Annotated in this window: 16 protein-coding genes and 1 riboswitch; of the genes, 3 read left to right on the top strand and 13 right to left on the bottom strand. The window is 66.8% G+C overall.

The genetic code is table 11. The features are described from left to right. Positions 1 to 34: 34 nt before the first annotated feature. From FZ938_RS01210 to FZ938_RS01200, 3 genes are all read right to left on the bottom strand, one after another. Positions 35 to 421: a DUF6285 domain-containing protein gene (locus FZ938_RS01210; protein ID WP_149196895.1), complete on the bottom strand. Its 387-nt coding sequence runs from the start codon at positions 419 to 421 to the stop codon at positions 35 to 37. Then, positions 421 to 1,503, bottom strand: a complete 1,083-nt coding sequence (locus FZ938_RS01205) for a phosphotransferase family protein (protein ID WP_149196894.1) — start codon at positions 1,501 to 1,503, stop codon at positions 421 to 423. Before FZ938_RS01205 ends, FZ938_RS01210 begins: the two co-directional genes overlap by 1 nt. 198 nt (positions 1,504 to 1,701) lie before the next feature. Further along, positions 1,702 to 4,347, bottom strand: coding sequence for a glycosyltransferase (locus FZ938_RS01200; protein ID WP_149196893.1), 2,646 nt, complete (start codon positions 4,345 to 4,347; stop codon positions 1,702 to 1,704). A 189-nt stretch (positions 4,348 to 4,536) separates the two neighbouring features. Here FZ938_RS01200 and FZ938_RS01195 point away from each other — a divergent pair, with 189 nt between their 5' ends. Continuing rightward, the gene (locus FZ938_RS01195) at positions 4,537 to 4,752 is read left to right on the top strand and encodes a hypothetical protein (RefSeq protein ID WP_149196892.1); all 216 of its coding nucleotides are present in this window, start codon (positions 4,537 to 4,539) and stop codon (positions 4,750 to 4,752) included. 54 nt (positions 4,753 to 4,806) lie between these two features. Here FZ938_RS01195 and gcvPB read toward each other — a convergent pair whose 3' ends face one another. The 5 genes from gcvPB to FZ938_RS01165 all read right to left on the bottom strand — a co-directional run bounded on the left by gcvPB (position 4,807) and on the right by FZ938_RS01165 (position 10,302). Beyond that, complete coding sequence (gene gcvPB / locus FZ938_RS01190) at positions 4,807 to 6,378, bottom strand: aminomethyl-transferring glycine dehydrogenase subunit GcvPB (RefSeq protein WP_149196891.1); 1,572 nt, start codon at positions 6,376 to 6,378, stop codon at positions 4,807 to 4,809. Next, on the bottom strand, positions 6,375 to 7,733 hold the full coding sequence (gcvPA, locus tag FZ938_RS01185) for an aminomethyl-transferring glycine dehydrogenase subunit GcvPA (RefSeq protein ID WP_149196890.1): 1,359 nt from the start codon (positions 7,731 to 7,733) through the stop codon (positions 6,375 to 6,377). The genes gcvPB and gcvPA overlap by 4 nt, the downstream gene beginning before the upstream one ends. A 1-nt stretch (position 7,734) precedes the next feature. Beyond that, on the bottom strand, positions 7,735 to 8,109 hold the full coding sequence (gcvH, locus tag FZ938_RS01180) for a glycine cleavage system protein GcvH (protein WP_109155828.1): 375 nt from the start codon (positions 8,107 to 8,109) through the stop codon (positions 7,735 to 7,737). Between the two features lie 50 nt (positions 8,110 to 8,159). Next, positions 8,160 to 9,272, bottom strand: a complete 1,113-nt coding sequence (gene gcvT / locus FZ938_RS01175) for a glycine cleavage system aminomethyltransferase GcvT (RefSeq protein ID WP_149196889.1) — start codon at positions 9,270 to 9,272, stop codon at positions 8,160 to 8,162. 171 nt (positions 9,273 to 9,443) lie between these two features. Beyond that, positions 9,444 to 9,559: riboswitch (glycine riboswitch) on the bottom strand. A gap of 206 nt (positions 9,560 to 9,765) precedes the next feature. After that, positions 9,766 to 10,302, bottom strand: a complete 537-nt coding sequence (locus FZ938_RS01165; RefSeq protein WP_149196887.1) for a lipoprotein — start codon at positions 10,300 to 10,302, stop codon at positions 9,766 to 9,768. A gap of 220 nt (positions 10,303 to 10,522) precedes the next feature. Between FZ938_RS01165 and ispH the strand changes: the two genes are divergently transcribed. Beyond that, positions 10,523 to 11,500, top strand: coding sequence for a 4-hydroxy-3-methylbut-2-enyl diphosphate reductase (gene ispH / locus FZ938_RS01160; protein WP_149196886.1), 978 nt, complete (start codon positions 10,523 to 10,525; stop codon positions 11,498 to 11,500). An 84-nt stretch (positions 11,501 to 11,584) separates the two neighbouring features. Then, complete coding sequence (locus FZ938_RS01155; protein WP_246457413.1) at positions 11,585 to 11,827, top strand: hypothetical protein; 243 nt, start codon at positions 11,585 to 11,587, stop codon at positions 11,825 to 11,827. Positions 11,828 to 12,162: 335 nt separating this feature from the next. Here FZ938_RS01155 and FZ938_RS01150 read toward each other — a convergent pair whose 3' ends face one another. From FZ938_RS01150 to FZ938_RS01130, 5 genes are all read right to left on the bottom strand, one after another. Continuing rightward, positions 12,163 to 13,248, bottom strand: coding sequence for a pyridoxal phosphate-dependent aminotransferase (locus FZ938_RS01150; RefSeq protein ID WP_149196884.1), 1,086 nt, complete (start codon positions 13,246 to 13,248; stop codon positions 12,163 to 12,165). A gap of 162 nt (positions 13,249 to 13,410) precedes the next feature. After that, positions 13,411 to 14,196, bottom strand: coding sequence for an amino acid ABC transporter ATP-binding protein (locus tag FZ938_RS01145; protein ID WP_149196883.1), 786 nt, complete (start codon positions 14,194 to 14,196; stop codon positions 13,411 to 13,413). Positions 14,197 to 14,226: 30 nt separating this feature from the next. Continuing rightward, positions 14,227 to 15,333: an amino acid ABC transporter permease gene (locus tag FZ938_RS01140; protein ID WP_149196882.1), complete on the bottom strand. Its 1,107-nt coding sequence runs from the start codon at positions 15,331 to 15,333 to the stop codon at positions 14,227 to 14,229. Positions 15,334 to 15,338: 5 nt separating this feature from the next. After that, on the bottom strand, positions 15,339 to 16,538 hold the full coding sequence (locus FZ938_RS01135) for an amino acid ABC transporter permease (RefSeq protein WP_149196881.1): 1,200 nt from the start codon (positions 16,536 to 16,538) through the stop codon (positions 15,339 to 15,341). Positions 16,539 to 16,749: 211 nt separating this feature from the next. After that, positions 16,750 to 17,769, bottom strand: a complete 1,020-nt coding sequence (locus FZ938_RS01130) for an amino acid ABC transporter substrate-binding protein (protein WP_149196880.1) — start codon at positions 17,767 to 17,769, stop codon at positions 16,750 to 16,752. Between the last annotated feature and the right edge of the window lie 47 nt (positions 17,770 to 17,816).

Genomic DNA, 17,816 nt, shown 5'->3' with positions numbered 1-17,816 from the left:
AGCACTCCAACCTGACGACCCGACCCCAACGCCCCTACCCCAACGCCTTCGGGTTCGATATCCCCAGACGAGCCTGTACGATGGCCTCCAGTGAATCCATCAACACGTCCTGGCCCTCGTGGTCGAAGTCGCCGGCGGCGATCTCGATGCAAAGTCGGTGCTGCAAGGCCTCCACACGCTTGCGCAGATCGTCGCCCGACAGGGCGTCGTCGGCGTCCTCGCCATAGAGCAGGGCAAGCGCGCCCAGCATGGAATGGCCGGCGGCATCCAGCCCCTTCAACTCGCGCTCGGCGATGTCCAGCGCGTTGGCGACCATCAGGGCGGCGAAGCGCGCCTCCGGCGCCACATGGGGAAGAACGTCGGACCGGAAGGTGGAGGCGGCGATCTGCAGCAGACCGCGGGCGTCGGGATTGGTGCGCATCAGGCCACCTTCTCCACCGCTCCGGACGCCATGCTGCCGATGGCGCGGAGATGGCGCAGCATGTCCAGCTCGATTTCCGGCAGCATCCGCCCGGTCAGCGCCAGCTCCAACGAAGATTCGGCACCGGAGCTGTGACGCAGCCCCTGCTCCACCGCGATGGCCGCCCAGCGCAGGTAGGCGGCCGTCTCCCAATAGGCGACGCGCGCGGGATCGACGCGGCGGCCGGAGGTCTCCTCATAGCCGGCATAGAAATCCGCACGGTCGGCGATGCCCCCCGCCTCTCGGTCGGGCCGGCGGAACCGCCAGGAGCGGGCGCAGAACCAGCCCAGATCCTCCATCGGGTCGCTGAACCCGGCGAACTCCCAATCCAGGATCGCGGTCAGCGCGCCGTCCTTGACCAGATAGTTGCCGGTGCGGAAGTCGCGATGGCACAGCACCACCGCACCCGGCAGCGGAGCGTTGACCTCCATCCAGCGCAGGCCCCAGGCGATCACCGGATCGCGGCGTCCAAGGTCGCCGAACCAGCGGCGATACTGAGCCAACGTCTCGTGCGCTGGGCATTCCGGCGCCTCGCCCAGCCTCTCCAGCCCCTCGGTCTCCGGGGTGATCCGGTGCAGCCGGCCAAGCTGTCGGCCAAGTTCCCGCGCCAGCTCCGGCTGGGCCGCTTCCGACCGCGTCACCGCATGGCCGGCTCCCAGCCCATCGGCGCGGCGCATGATGTAGAAGTCATGGCCAAGCACGGCGGGGTCGTCGCAGGCGAACAGCGGTTCGGGCGCCATCACGCCGCCGGCGAAGGCGGCGCGCAGCACCACGAACTCCCGCAGCTTGCCGATGCTGGCCGAAATACGCCCGCCGCCCTCGGCCCGCAACACGCAGGCATGCCGGCCGGCAATCGGCCCACCATCGATGTCCAGAGTCACCGCAAGGTTCAGGGAGATCGCGCCACCGCCAAGCCGTCCATCCTCAGTCACCACGACGCGGGATGCGCCGGCCTGTGCGGCCAGCCAATTTTCCAGACGAACGCGATTGTCGCCCGACAGCAGCGATGGCGGCGACTGGTCGGACGCTTTGACGACATGCATGGCGTTCTCCCTCCAGAGGTTGCTTGGCGCGTTGGTCCGCGCGTCCTTATCGATTTCAGCCGCCGATGGTAGGCACGAAGAGCTGTTGCCGACAAGTTTCACCTTGGTCGGAAAAGCGACTCCACCCCCAAAAAAGTCGGCCCCTCCCCCGCCCTTGCAGGCGGGAAAGGGGCCGTCGGTGGGCGTGATGCGGAGGCGTTACGCCGCGATCGGACGGTTCGCCCCCTGCTCCTGGCCGGCCGTGACGGCCTGCTGGGTGGCGGGGACCGGCGCCGGCTTGGCCTCGCGGACCGGCAGCATGTCACCGATACCGAAGGCGACGGCCATCAGGTTCGGGACCGCCATCGCGGCGAGCAGAACCGACCACAGCTCCAGCGACAGGGTGCCCAGCGGGTTGACCAGGGCGGCGGTGGCCGACGAGGCGACCAGCGCGGCGGACAGCCAGGCTTCGGGCTTGGCGCAGAAGCGGCCGGCGGTGCGCTTGCCGCCCTTGGCGGTCACCCGGAAGGCGTCGTGCTTGCGAACCAGACCGCGGACGACGGCCAGGGCGACCGTGGTGGACAGCGCCATGCCGACGGCGCAGGCGCCCAGGCTTTCCTTCCAGCTGTTGCCGGAGGCGTAACGCGAGGCCAGCAGGCTGGAGCCGGCGCGGAGGACCAGGGCCCCTAGCACGGCGGCGGTTGCGGCCACCGGCGGAAGGTGCAGCGGCAGAACCAGCGAGGCGAAGGTCCAGACCACGGCGGCGGCGGCGGCGAACAGGCCGACGGCATCGGACCACCAGCGGATCCAGTTGGTGACGTAGCCCAGCTTCTGCCGCGCACTCAGCTCGGCCGCACCCGGCAGGAACTTCTTCCAGTGGGCCCGGACGATCTGCGTGGAGCCGAACACCCAGCGGTCACGCTGCTTGCGGAACTGCATGAAGTTGTCCGGGGCCAGACCGGCGCCGAGCCGCTCGTCGGTATAGGCGGCGCGGTAGCCGGCCGACAGGATGCGCAGGCCCAGTTCGGTGTCCTCGCAGATGCCGGCTTCCGACCAGCCGCCGACCTGATCCATCGCCGACCGGCGCAGCATGATCATCGTGCCATGGCAGATGAAGGCCTGGCTCGACACGCCTTCCTGCATGCCGACGTCGAAGAAGGGGCGGTATTCGGCGGTCATCGCGGCCTTCAGCGCCGTCTCGTGGCCGTCGCGGTGTTCCTGCGGGGCCTGGACGATGCCGACCGACGGATCGGCGAAGGTCGGAGCCAGCTTCGACAGCCAGTCGGACGACACTGTATAGTCGGCATCCAGCACGGCGACGATCTCGGCCGACGGATCAGTGTGGCGCAGGGCGGCGTTCAGCGCGCCGGCCTTGAAGCCGGAGATCTTCTTGTACCAGTGGAACTTGAACTTGCGCCCAAGCGCCTGGCACATCTCCTCCACCGGACGGACCAGATGCTCCTCCTCGGTGTTGTTGATGAGGACGACGACCTCGTAGTTCGGGTAGTCCAGCCGCGACAGAGAGGCCAGCGTGGCGTTCAGCACGTCCGGCTGCTCGCGGCAGGCGGCGACGTGGATGGACACCATCGGCTTGTGGTCGATGCTGGGCACGGCATGCGGCAGCAGCGCCGGGGCGCGGCCGGTCAGCAGCCGGCGGGCGACATCCACCAGATCGGCGAAGGCGACGCTCATCATCAGGGCGCCCAGTGCGAAGGCGGAGCCCCAGGTGGTGACCGCACCGAAGGTCAGATATTCGGCGAAGGCGCCGGCGACGGCCGAACCGATGGCAAAGCCGATGATGTTGGCGCCCAGCGAGGCGGCCAGGGCGAAGCCGGCGTTGGTCCGGCGACGGAAGACGGCGAAGGCCGACAGGGCCAGACCGACGGCGAGCGCCACGCCCGCACCGACCCGCTCGCCATAGGGGGCGGCGACGGCGCCGGTCATCGACCATTTCGGCTGACGGTCGGCATCCAGCACGCCCCAGGTCGGGCCGGGCGAGCCTTCGATGGTCGACTTCCAGATGCCGTCGAAGGCCTCGACGACGTTGTAATGGATGCCGAGCGCATTGGCTTCCGCCGCGAACCCGCGGACGACCGCGGCCTGCGCCTCCGGCGTCGGGTAGGCGTCGTGGAAGTTCTCGCCGCCCGAAGGCCAGCCGACCTCGCCGACGAACAGCGGCTTGCCCGGATGCGCCTTGCGCACGGTGTCGAGCCGGTCGCGGATCCAGGTCAGCGCATCGGTGACCGGCACGCCTTCCCAGTAGGGCAGCACATGGACGCCCATGAAGTCGGACGCCCTAACCGTAGCGTCAGCCTTGACCATTTCAGACCACACGTCGGCGGTGCCGACCTTGATCGAAGCCGGAACGGCGGCGCGCACACGCTTGATGTAGCCGGCCAGCTCGGCATCCGTCAGTTCGGCGCGCAGCAGAGTCTCGTTGCCGACGACGATGCGCTTGATGCCGCGGAATTCCTTGGCCAGCGCGATGCCGTGCATCACCTCCCGCTCGTTGCGGACCTTGTCCTTGCTCAGCCAGATGCCGAGCGTGACGTCCAGCCCCTTGGACACCGCGATCTCCGGCACCTCGCCCTGCGAGCCGAGCGTCGAGTAGGTACGGACGCCATCGGCGAAGCCGGCGATGGCGGTCATGTCCTTCTCGATGTCCTTGCGCGGGACGATCGGCTGATGATTGGGATCGTAATTGCGGCCCGAGGGCGAATAGGACACCGATTCTATGCGGCCGGGTTCCGCGTCCACCGCCGTGGGCGCGTTGCGCCAGGACCAGAAGGACGCGTGGCCGGCGGTCACGGCCAGCAGTGCGGCGGCGATGGTTGCGCGCCGGATCGAGTTCTTCGGGTTGCTCATGGGGAGTTCGCGTTGCCCTGTTGCTGGGTGGCCGTTCGCCACCGGACATCCGCACAAACGGGCAGACCGACTTCCCTATTCCGTCACTTCCAAAAATTTTTTGTGCGCTGCGGAGAACGGAACCCTGCCGATCGCCTCCTGTTGGACAACGTCCGGTTCCATACTCCCAAAAACACAGGAGAGCGCCCCATGGCCACCCGCCACGAAGACAGCCCGGAACACAAGAAGGCCCACGATCTGGCCGAGCAGGCACTGGACAAGGCCGCCGGCGGCGATCCCCGCAAGGCGCGCGACCTGATCGAGGAAGCCAAGCGCATCGACCCCAAGATCGGCGAGGAGATGTCCCGCGAAGCCGCCGAGGATCAGAAGAAGGCCGACAGGTACGTCGACAAGACCGACAAGTGAGCGACGGAAACTCCCTCTCCCGACGTGGGAGAGGGAGTTTCGACGTCGAGCCCCTTACTCCGCCGCCAGAGCCTCCGCCACCACCGGCGGAGTCCAGCGCAGGACCGGCTTGCGGGCCGCCGCGGTCTCGTCCAGACGACGGCGCGGAGTCAGGCGCGGAGCGGCCTGGAAGTAGGCCACGTCGCCCGACTTCGCCCGTTCGGCCAGCGCCCGCAGCGCGTCGACGAACTGGTCCAGGCTGGCCTTGCTTTCCGTCTCGGTCGGTTCGATCAGCAGGGCACCGTGGACGACCAGCGGGAAATACATGGTCATCGGGTGGAAACCCTCGTCGATCAGCGCCTTCGCCATGTCGAGCGTGGTGACCCCCGTCCCCTTCAGGAATCGGTCGTCGAAGAGGCACTCGTGCATGCACGGCCCCTCGAAGGAGGCCGTCATCACGTCCTCCAGCCGTGCCATGACATAGTTGGCGTTCAGCACCGCGTCGCCCGACGCCTGCCACAACCCGTCGGCGCCATGACTCAGCATGTAGGACAGGGCGCGGACGAACATGCCCATCTGGCCGTGGAAAGCCTTCATGCGGCCGAAGGCCAGACCGTCGCCGGCGTTCTCCACCAGCGCGAAGCCGTCCTTGCCATGCGTCACGTAGGGCACCGGGATGTAAGGCGCCAGCGACTCCGCGAACACCACCGGTCCCGACCCCGGACCACCGCCGCCATGCGGGGTGGAGAAGGTCTTGTGCAGGTTGATGTGCATGACATCGATGCCGAGGTCGGCCGGACGGACCCGCCCGACGATGGCGTTGAAGTTGGCGCCGTCGCAGTAGAAATAGCCGCCGGCCGCATGCACCGCCTCGGCGATCGCGATGATGTCGCGTTCGAACAGGCCGCAGGTGTTGGGGTTGGTCAGCATCAGGCCGGCCACGTCGGGACCGAGCTTGGCCTTCAGCGCCTCCAGATCGACACGGCCGTCGGCGGTCGCCGGGATGGCATCGACGCTGTAGCCGCAGGCGGCGGCGGTCGCCGGGTTGGTGCCGTGGGCACTTTCCGGCACCAGGATCTTGGTGCGGCCGGTATCACCCTTCGCCTCATGCGCGGCGCGGATCGCCATGATGCCGCACATCTCGCCATGGGCACCGGCGGCGGGCGCCAGCGTCACGGCGGCCATGCCGGTCAGCGTCTTCAGCCAGTGGGCCAACTGGTCCATCAGTTCCAGCGCACCCTGCACCGTGCTGACCGGCTGCATGGGATGCACGTCGGAGAAGCCCGGCAGCCGCGCCATCTTCTCGTTCAGGCGCGGGTTGTGCTTCATCGTGCAGGAGCCGAGCGGATAGAACCCGCTGTCAATGGCATAGTTCTTCTGCGACAGGCGGGTGTAGTGGCGGACCACCTGCGGCTCGGCGAGGCCGGGCAGCCCGACCTTGGCACGCGGCTTCACCGCACCCAGGCGCGAGGCCACCTTCGGCACGTCGGGCAGGTCGACGCCGGTGCGGCCGGCGCTGTCCTGTTCGAAGATCAGCGGTTCTTCGATCTGCAGGCCACGGTTGCCGGTGACGGTGCCGGTCACGCCGTCGAACGAGGCGGCACCGGCCGGAATGGCCGACGGACGGCCCTGGTTGTTCATGCTCATGCCAGAACCCCAGATCCCAGAATTTCAGTCAAGGCAGCCGCGAAGGCGTCCATGTCGGCGTCGGTGTTGGTCTCGGTGACGGCGACCAGCAACAAATCTTCCATTTCACCCGGATAGAGGCGCGACACCGGCACGCCGCCGAGGATGCGGCGCTTGGCGAGGTCCTCGACCACCGCGGCGGCGGGCTTCGGCAGCTTCACGGTAAATTCGTTGAAGAAGCCGTCGTTCAGCACCTCGACGCCCGGAACCGCCGCCAGCTTGTCGGCCATCTGGACCGCCTTGGCGTGGTTCAGCTGGGCCAGCTGCGTGATCCCCGCCTCGCCCAGCAGGCTGACATGGATCGAGAAGGCCAGCGCGCACAGGCCGGAGTTGGTGCAGATGTTCGAGGTCGCCTTCTCGCGGCGGATGTGCTGCTCGCGGGTGGAGAGCGTCAGCACGAAGCCGCGGCGGCCATCGGCGTCCACCGTTTCGCCGCACAGGCGGCCCGGCATCTGGCGGACATATTTGTCCTTCACCGCGAACAGCCCGACATAGGGGCCGCCGAAGTTCAGCGCGTTCCCGAAGGACTGGCCTTCCGCCGCGACGATGTCGGCGCCCATGTCGCCCGGCGGCGTCAGCAGCCCCAGCGACAGGGCCTCCGTCACCACGACGATCAGCAGTGCGCCCTTGGCCTGGCAGGCGGCGGCCAGATCGGTGTAGTCGCGGACATGGCCGAACACGTCGGGGTTCTGCACGACGACGCAGGACGTCTTGTCGTCGACCAGCGCCAGCAGATCCTCGCCGCCGGTCGGTGCGGCCGGCAGGGCCACCGCCTCGAAACCGATGAAGCGGGCGTCGGTGGTGGTCACGTCGCGGTAATGCGGGTGCAGGCCGCCGGACAGGATCGCCTTCTTCCGCCGGGTGACGCGATTGGCCATCATGACGGCTTCGGCGCAGGAGGTGGCGCCGTCATACATCGAGGCGTTGGCCACATCCATGCCGGTCAGCAGGGCAACCTGGGTCTGGAATTCGAACAGGACCTGCAGCGTGCCCTGGCTCACCTCCGGCTGGTACGGCGTGTAGGCGGTCAGGAACTCGCCGCGCTGGACCAGATGATCGACGGTGGCCGGCACATGGTGGCGGTAGGCACCGGCGCCGAGGAAGCTGGGCACCGATCCTGCCGTCAGGTTCTTCGCCGCCATGGTCCCCAGCAGACGCTCGACCTCAAGCTCGCCCATATGGTTGGGCAAGCCCCCGATCGGGCCGGCCAGTTGGGCCGCCTTTGGAACATCGCGGAACAGGTCTTCGACCGATGTTGCGCGGACGGCCTCCAGCATCGACTGCCGGTCGGCCTCGGTCAGGGGCAGATAGCGCATGTCAGTGGGATTCCTCAACGAAGGCCTTGTAGGCCGATTCGTCCATCAGACCATCGAGTTCGGAGGCGTCCTTCAACTGGATCTTGAAGAACCAGCCATCGGTCTCGGCGGCGCTGTTGACCATCGACGGGTCATCGACCAGGGCCTGGTTGGCCTCCACGACGGTGCCGGAGACCGGTGCGTACACGTCGCTGGCAGCCTTCACGGATTCGACGACAGCGGCTTCCTTGCCCTGCTCCAGCACGCGGCCGGCCTCGGGCAGCTCGACGAACACAACGTCGCCCAACTGGCTCTGCGCGAAGTCGGTGACGCCGACGGTGGCGACATCGCCATCGACCTGAACCCACTCGTGGTCCTTGGTGAATTTCTTGCTCATATGAAGATTTCCCTGTCCGAACGGTTGCTTGTGATTGGGTTGAGGAGGCATCAGCCCCGGTAATAACGCTGCGGCACGAAAGGCGTGGCGGCGACGCGGGCGGGCAGCGGCTTGCCGCGCACTATCAGCGTCAGCGGCGTGCCGACCGCGGAGTTCGCGATGTCGACATAGCCCATGGCGACCGGCGCGCCGGCGGTCGGGCCGAAGCCGCCGCTGGTGATCTCGCCGACGCGGGTGCCGTTGGCGTCCTGGATCTCGGTGTGCTCGCGGGCCGGCTGGCGGCCTTCCGGCTGGATGCCGACGCGGCGGCGCGGCGCGCCCTCGGTCAGCTGCCGGTGGATGATGTCGTAACCGGGGAACCCGCCCTCGGCGCGGCGACGCTTCGGCAGCGTCCATTCCAGCGCGCCTTCGACCGGCGTCGTGGTGGTGTCGATGTCATGGCCGTAGAGGCAGAGCCCGGCCTCCAGCCGCAGCGAGTCGCGGGCGCCCAGCCCGATCGTCTCGACCTCCGATTCGCCCAGCAGCGCGCGGGCGATCATCTCCGCATCGGCCTTGTCGCAGGAGATCTCGTAGCCGTCCTCGCCGGTGTAGCCGGAGCGGGTCAGGATCACCGGCACGCCCTTGAAGGTGGCGGACAGGTAGCTCATGAACTTCATGGTGGCGGCTTCCGGCACGAAGCGGGCCATCACCTCGGCCGCCATCGGACCCTGGAGCGCCATCAGCGCCAGATCGTCCAGCAGTTCGACCTCGGCCTTGCCGGCCAGCTTCTTGCGCAGATGGGCGACGTCCTGCTCCTTGCAGGCGGCGTTCACCACCAGGAACAGGTGGTCGCCGGCATTGGTCACCATCAGGTCGTCGAGGATTCCGCCCTGCTCGTTCAGGAACAGCGTGTAGCGCATGCGGCCCTGGACCAGCCCCTTGATGTCGCCGGGAACCAGCGTTTCCAGGGCGGCGGCGGGATCGTCGCCGGTCAGGCGGACCTGCCCCATGTGGGACACGTCGAACAGCCCAGCCTTCTCGCGGGTGTGCTGGTGCTCCTTCAAGATGCCCAGCGGATACTGCACCGGCATGTCATAGCCGGCGAAAGGCACCATGCGGGCGCCAAGCTCGACATGGAGCGCGTGCAGCGGGGTGGTCTTGAGAGCGGTTGCGGCCTCGGTCACGCGCGGGTCCTCCGACAAGGTTTCAGCGCCCGCATCGGGATCGATGCAGGAAGCTGCCCCCTCTGTCTTGGACCTGAGAGATTCACCGCTGTCCGGTCGAGCCGGGCACCCGGTTTACTCCTTCGGTGAGTCGCGGCGACTGGGCGCCGAGGCTGCTTTCCAGAGTTGCCTTATCCCCTTGCGGTCCTTTTGCCTGAGAGTTTCCGGGGGCGGTTGCTCCTTCGGCGCCGCCCGCGGACCTGTCGATTTACGACAAGCTCACAAGCGATCTCTCCCGCGAGGGATCATCGGCGTGTACGCGGCGCACACTGTCGCGAATGGACAGGTTTGTCAATCGGCGGATCCGGTGCCAAACCCGCACCCTCGACGGCCGTCATCCCCGCGAAGGCGGGGATCCGGGCTTCCAGATAAAGCGGTTGATGCGGCTGGATTCCCGCCTGCGCGGGAATGACGGTCGAAAGGGGACGGCCCCGAAACCGATGAACAGAAGTTCTTACTTCTTCATCTGCGTCCGGTTGAAGTTCAGCTGCTCCGGCGTCAGCTGGAAGCCGAGATAGATCTTCCAGTCCTTGGCGTTGGCGTCCTTCGGCAGCGGGATCTTCGGGGTCAGTTCCTCGCGGGTGCCGGCGCGCGGCTGGCCGGGGACGAAGGTCACGTCGGTGTCGAAATAGGCCTTCGACACCAGCGTGTCATCCGGCTGGGCCAATGCTACGAAATACTGGTACTTGGCGGTGTTGCCCTGAAGGGCCGGGCCGCGCTCGGCCACCAGATAGACGTTCACGTTCACGGTGACGCCGTCGCTGGTGTAGTCGCAGCTGCCGGTGAAATCGACCAGGGCGGCGCGCGACTCCAGATCCGTCAGATCCTTGCCGCCTGGGCGGAAGACCGTGACTTCCTGAAGGTCGCGGACGATGTTGACCTTCGGGCAGGCCAGCGCCGCCTCCGACGGATTCGTCGGCCCCAACCCCATGCCGGAGCAGCCGGAAAGCACCAGCACGGCCCCGGCCGCGAGCAGCGCAGGGCGGCCCATCCCAAAGAGGGACGCCAGCGGGCTTTTCCGGGCGGGGGTTCCTATATTACGGTCGCGGCGGTCCATCGGTTCGGCCTGATCGGTTAACGGGCTGTTGGATCACGACTTTAGTGTCCCAGCTTGACCGGCACAAGACCGCGCGGCGGTTCTATCCCTTGTGACCGTCCGGCGCAGGACCACCTAAGGGCGACCCACTCCACGCAAGGGCGGCACAGCGCATATGACCACGACCTCTTCCCCAGCCCTTCGGCCCCTGACCATCCTGCTGGCGGCACCGCGCGGCTTCTGCGCCGGGGTGGACCGGGCGATCCAGATCGTCGAGACGGCGCTCGACCGCTTCGGGGCGCCGGTCTACGTCCGGCACGAGATCGTCCACAACCGCTTCGTGGTCGAAAGCCTGGAAGCCAAGGGCGCCGTTTTCGTCGATGAGCTGACCGAGGTGCCGGACGGCCGCCCGGTGGTCTTCTCCGCCCATGGCGTGCCGAAATCGGTGCCGCAGGCGGCCGAGGCGCGCGGGCTGTTCTATCTCGACGCCACCTGCCCGCTGGTCAGCAAGGTACACCGCGAGGCCGAACGGCATTACGAGGACGGCAAGCAGATCGTCCTGATCGGCCATGCCGGCCACCCGGAGGTGATTGGCACCATGGGCCAGCTGCCCGACGGCGCCGTGGTGCTGGTGGAGACGGTGGCCGACGTGGCGACGCTCGAGGTGCAAGACCCTGAAAACCTCGCCTTCGCCACCCAGACCACCCTGTCGGTCGACGAGACGACGGAGATCCTGGCCGCCCTCCAGGCCCGCTTCCCCGCCATCGCCGGTCCGAAGAAGGAAGACATCTGCTACGCCACCACCAACCGGCAGGCGGCGGTGAAGGCAATCGCGCCGAAGGTGGACGCGCTGCTGGTGCTGGGGGCGCCGAACTCCTCCAACTCCAAGCGGCTGGTGGAGGTGGCGAAGACCCATGGCTGCCCGGCCGCCCAGCTGGTCCAGCGCGCCGTCGACATCGATTGGGACGCACTGTCCGGCGTCGCCCGCCTCGGCATCACCGCCGGCGCATCGGCCCCGGAAGTGCTGGTCGAGGAGGTCATCGAGGCCGCCCGCGCCCGATTCGACGTGACGGTGGAGGAGCTGCGCACGGCGACGGAGAACATCGTCTTCAAGCTGCCGCGCGCGTTATCGGTGGAGCGGGAAGAGGTTTGACGGCGCCGGAACCCGGTCGCGGGGCGGCGCGTTGCTTCAGGCGGAGCGCACGCTCCACCGTGACGAGCGTGAGGTGAAGCCTTGGTGGGTTGGATCATTCGGACGCTGGTGTTGTGCTTCGTCGTCGGCTTCGTGCTGTCGTTCCTGCGCATCGATCCGGCCAGCATCCTGACGAACAGCTGGCAGACGGTGCAGGAGATCGTCGCCTTGATGATCGACGCCGGCCGCTGGGCGCTGCCCTACATCCTGATCGGCGCCGTCATCGTGGTGCCGCTGTCGGTGCTCGGGCTGGTGCTGCGCTGGAACCGCACGCGCCCGCCCTCATAGGCATCGCCGTCCAGAGCCCAGGCAAAAAAACAGGAGGCACCGGAACCGGGGCCTCCTGTGAAACAGGGAGGGTTAGAGACAGTCACAGGTCTACGCCCACCCACCCCTCCCCGCTTTGATGCATGTCAACGGACGGGCACTTTCCGTCGCCCCCCGCCAAAAAGAAAAAGCCGGAGACATCCATGCGGATGCTCCGGCTCAGTGATACAGGGAGGGTTAGAGACAAGAAGGACCTTATCCGGAAGCGCATAGATCGTTCGTTGATCTGCATCAAAAGAGACGAAAATCTTCGCGATCCGTTCGCGTCGTTCCGTCGCAGCCTCTGGCCGGCCTCGTCAGCCGAGAATCTCCGCCAGCGCCGCCACCAGCGCCTTGTTCTCCTCCTCCCGGCCGATGGTAATGCGCAGGCAGTCGGACAGGCCATACTCGGTCACCGGTTTCACCAGGATGCCCCGGCGGGCGAGATGGTCGATGACCGCCTGGATGCCCAGCGACGGATCGGTCGGCACACGGGCCAACACGAAATTGCAGACGCTGGGATAAACGCGCAGCCCGACCCGCTCCAACTCGCGCGACAGCCAGGGCAGCCACTGCGCATTGTGGGCGAAGGTCGCCTCCTCATGCTCGGCGTCGCTGAGCGCGGCGGCGGCGGTCAGTTGGGCGGGAAGCGAGACGTTGAAGGCGCCGCGGATGGCATTCACCGCCTCGATCACCGTGGCGGGACCATAGCCCCAGCCGACCCTCAGCCCCGCCAGCCCATGCATCTTGGAAAATGTGCGGATCAGCAGGACGTTGTCGGAATTCTCGACGATCTCCGTACCGTCGCTGTAGTCCGGCAGGCGGCAATAGTCGGCATAGGCCGAATCCAGCACTAGCAGCGTGTTCGACGGCAGGCCGGCGCGCAGCCGCTGCACCGCCTCGGCCGGAATGTAGGTGCCGGTCGGGTTGTTGGGGTTGGCGAGGAAGCAGATCTTCGTGCGCTCGCTGGCGCGGTCGATCATTGCCTCCACATCCACCACCATGTCGCGTTCCGCCGCGACCACCGCGGTGGCGCCGGTGGCACGGATCGCCTTGAGGAACCCGCGATAGCCCCGCTCGTGGCACAGAACCTCGTCGCCGGGGCCAGCGAAGGCCTGGGCGACCAGATGGATCAGTTCCTCTGACCCGGCGGTGCAGACGATGCGGTCGGCATCAATGGAATGACGGCGTGCGATGGCGTGGCGCAGCGGTTCCTGGTCCCAATCCGGATAGCAATGGATGCGCGTGGCCGCTTCGCAATAGGCGTCCAGTGCCAGCGGGCTGGGTCCGAGCGGATTGTGGGTCAGCGACAGGTCGATCCACCGACGGCCGTCGCGAGGCGGGCGAGCGGGACGGTACGGCTTGATCTGGCCAACGCTGGGACGGGGGCTGAGCAGGTCCATAACCTCGGTCTCCGTAAGCGGATCGGTCGAACAGCACGTCAGGCGACCGATTGAACCGCAAACCGGTGCGCGACGCCACAGGACATTGCGTCGCGCACCCCAACTCGAGGTGTTTTATTTCCAAATAGCAGGCCGGACGGAAGCGCCGGCCTGCTGTCCGGATCAGTGGTTTAGAATTTGGCTGAGGAAGAGGCGCGTGCGGTCCGACTTGGGGTTGGAGAAGAACGCGTCCGGCGTGTCCTGCTCCACGATTTCGCCGCGGTCCATGAAGATGACGCGGTCGGCGACCGACTTGGCGAAGCCCATCTCGTGCGTCACGCACAGCATGGTCATGCCGTCCTCGGCCAGACCGATCATGACATCCAGCACCTCCTTGACCATCTCGGGGTCGAGCGCGGAGGTCGGCTCGTCGAACAGCATCACCTTCGGGCTCATGCACAGCGACCGCGCGATGGCGACGCGCTGCTGCTGGCCGCCCGAAAGCTGGCCGGGATACTTCCTGGCCTGCTCGGCGATACGCACCCGCTTCAGGTAGCTCATCGCCCGCTCTTCCGCCTCCGCCTTCGGCATCTTGCGAACCCAGATCGGGGCGAGCGTGCAGTTCTCCAGCACGGTCAGGTGCGGGAACAGGTTGAAGTGCTGGAACACCATGCCGACTTCGCGGCGGACCAACTCGATGTTCTTCAGGTTGTTGGTCAGCTCGATCCCGTCGATGACGATCGTGCCCTTCTGATGCTCCTCAAGCCGGTTCAGGCAGCGGATCATCGTCGATTTGCCCGACCCCGACGGGCCGCAGACGACGATGCGCTCGCCCTTCTGGACATTGAGGTTGACGTTCTTCAGGACGTGGAACTCGCCGTACCACTTGTTGACGCCCGTGCAGCGGATGATCTCCTCGCCGCTGAGGGTGTGCTTCGGCTTGGTGCCCTGGGACATGGCCTGGGACATGGGTCTTGCTTCTCCCTTGACGGCGTTGATCTAGCGGCGATGGCCGCGATTCAGGTCGCGTTCCAGCTTCTGGCTGTATTTCGACATGCTGAAGCAGAAGATCCAGTAGATCACGCCGATGAACAGATAGGCCTCGCGGTAGAAACCGCGCCAGGACGGGTCGGACAGCGCGGCCTTCGCGGTGCCGAGCAGGTCGTACAGGCCGATGATGATGACGAGCGAGGTATCCTTGAAGAAGCTGATGAAGGTGTTCACCAGCGGCGGGATGGCGATGGCCAGCGCCTGCGGCAGGATGATCTTGCGCATCTTCTGCCAGTAGCTGAGCCCCAGCCCGTCCGCCGCCTCATACTGCCCCTTCGGGATCGCCTGCAGGCCGCCGCGGATCGCTTCCGCCATATAGGCGGCGGCGAACATGATGAAGGCGATCTGCGCACGCAGCAGCTTGTCGACCGAAACACCGTTCGGCAGGAACAGCGGCAGCATCACCGACGCCATGAACAGCAGGCTGATCAGCGGCACACCGCGGATCAGCTCGATGTAGGTGACGCACAGCACCTTCACCGCCGGCATGTCCGACCGCCGGCCCAGCGCCAGCAGGATCGATACCGGGAAGGCCACGGCCAGACCGATCACCGACAGGATGATGGTCAGCGGCAGGCCGCCCCACAGCGTGTTCTCGACATAGGTGAGGCCGAAGACGCCGCCCCACATCAGGATCGCCACCAGCGTCAGCCCGGCGGCCCAGACCAGCCCAAACCACGGCTTCCAGAAGCGGCGGTCGCAACTGGCGACCAGCAGAGCGATGAAGATGCCGATGGTCAGAAGCGGGCGCCACTGCTCATCCCACGGGAACATCCCGAACATGATGAAGCGCAGCTTCTCACCGATGAAGCCCCAGCAGGCGCCGCCGGCATCCTGCCGGCAGACCGTGGAGTTCGAATCGAAGCCATGCGCGTTGACCAGCAGCCATCCGACGAAGGGGGGAATTGCCGAGACCAGCAGCGCCAGGACCAGAATGGTCAGGATGGCGTTGTACCAGCTGTTGAACAGGTTGCTCCGCAGCCACGCGATGGGGCCGACGGTGTTGGCCGGCGGACGCTCGTCCGGCAGGCCGACGCTTTGCACGTTGTCGGTCATGGCCGTTACCGCTCCACCAGCGCGATGCGCTTGTTGTACCAGTTCATGAAGATCGAGATGCTGAGGCTGATGACCAGATAGGTGCCCATGATCATCGTCACGCCCTCGATCGCCTGACCGGTCTGGTTCAGGGTCGTGTTGGCGATGGACACCAGATCGGGATAGCCGATGGCCAGCGCCAGCGAACTGTTCTTCATCAGGTTCAGATACTGGCTGGTCAGCGGCGGCACGATCACCCGCAGCGCCTGCGGCAGGATCACCAGACGCAGCGTCGGGCCGCCCGGCAGGCCCAGCGCGCGCGCCGCCTCGGTCTGGCCCCAGTTGACCGCCGTGATGCCGCTGCGCACCACCTCGGCGATGAAGGCCGCGGTGTAGAGCGTCAGGCCGGTCAGGATGGCGAAGAATTCCGGCGAGATCGCGGCGCCGCCGGTGAAGTTGAAGCCGGTCAGCTTCGGCACGTCCATGGCGAGCGGCGCGCCGCCGGCGAGCCAGGTCAGGATCGGCAGGCCGATGATCAGGCCGAGCCCGGTCCAGCCCGCGGGGAACAGCTGCCCGGTCCGGTCCTGCCGTGCCCGTGCCCAGCGCGACACGCCCCAGGCGGCGAGGATGCCAACCAGCAGGGCGATGCCCATGTTCGCCCAGACCGGATCGGGGGCGGGCACCGGCACGCGCAGGCCGCGCTGCGACAGGAACACGCCCGGGATCGGGTTCAGCGCCTGACGCACCGGCGGCAGGCCGTCCGACACCAGCGCGTACCAGAAGAACAGCTGAAGCAGCGGCGGGATGTTGCGGATGATCTCGACATAGGTCGAGGCCAGCTTGGCGATCAGCCAGTTGCTGGACAGCCGGGCGACGCCGATCAGCGTGCCGATGATCGTCGCCAGGAGGATGCCGATGACCGACACCTTCAGCGTGTTCAGCACGCCGACCAGGAAGGCCCGGCCATAGGTGTCCTTCGGCGAATAGTCGATCAGCGACTCGCCGATGCCGAAGGCCGCTTCACGCCCCAGGAAATCGTAACCGGTCGCGATCGAGCGCCGCGCGAGGTTGTCGAGCGTGTTGGAAACAAGGAACCAGCCGACCAGAACGACCGCGCCGACCACCAGGATCTGGTAGACGATGGCACGGAACGTCGGGTCGCTGAGGGAAATGGATACGCCACCCGGCGGCGGAGCGCCTTGGGTGGTCCGGGTCTCGGTCGCCACGGACTACTCTCCCCCAACCATCGCGCCCCATACGGTGCCCACGCGGTCCCGGACGTTTTTCCGGGCATTTCCCACACCGTAGGGGATGCGACATGTCTCCCAATGCGGTCCAATGCGCGGGCGTTTCGCTGACGCCCTTCGCGACCGCTCCTCTACCGGAAGGCCGCCCCCGGCAGGTTCCCGACGGGCGGCCTTCAAACGGTGGTTCGCCTTACCGGAACGGCTGCGCGTACATCAGGCCGCCCTTGGTCCACAGCGCGTTCAGGCCGCGCTCCAGCTTCAGCGGGGTGCCCGGGCCGACGTTGCGGTCGAAGATCTCGCCGTAGTTGCCGACCTTCTTCACGGTGTTGTAGGCCCATTTCTCGTCCAGGCCCAGAGCCTTGCCCATGCCCGGCGAGGTGCCGAGGAAGCGCTGGATGTCCGGGTTCTTGGAGTTGGCGAACTCGTCGATGTTCTTGGAGTTGATGCCGAACTCTTCCGCCTGGATGGTGGCGTAGACCGTCCACTTCACGATGTCGAACCACTGGTCGTCGCCATGGCGCACGGCCGGGGCCAGCGGCTCCTTGGAGATGACTTCCGGCAGGATGACATGGTCTTCCGGAACCGGCGCGACACCGGCGCGGGTGCCGGCCAGACCGGACACGTCGGTCGTCAGCACGTCGCAGCGGCCGGCGAAGTAGGCGGCGTTCACCTCGTCGTTCGACTCGATGACGACCGGGTTGTAGGTCATGTTGTTGGCGCGGAAATAGTCGGCGAGGTTCAGTTCGGTGGTAGTGCCGGACTGGACGCAGACGGTGGCGCCGTTCAGTTCCTTGGCGCTCTTCACGCCCAGCTTCTTCGGAACCATGAAGCCCTGGCCGTCATAATAGGTGACGGGGGCGAAGTTCAGGCCGACCGAGGTGTCGCGGGTCAGCGTGGCGGTGGTGTTGCGCGACAGCAGGTCGACTTCGCCCGACTGGATGGCCGGGAAGCGCTGCTGCGCCGACAGCGGGGTGAACTTGACCTTGTTCGGGTCGTTGAAGATGGCGACGGCGACGGCACGGCAGTAATCGACGTCGAGGCCGGTCCAATTGCCGGCGCTATCGGGATTGCCGAAACCCGGCAGGCCAGCATTGACGCCGCACTGCACGAAGCCGCGCTGCTTGACGGTATCGAGCGTGGCAGCACCGGCGGCGGCGCTGGCGGTAATGACCACGGCCGCCGCGGCGGCGGCGAGAAGCCCTGACTTCATAATTATTAACTCCACCCTGTTCTTGCGTTCTTCGCATTTGAGCGGTC

Source organism: Azospirillum oryzae, assembly GCF_008364795.1.
GTDB lineage: Bacteria > Pseudomonadota > Alphaproteobacteria > Azospirillales > Azospirillaceae > Azospirillum > Azospirillum oryzae.
This window is presented reverse-complemented; position numbering and strand designations above follow the sequence as displayed.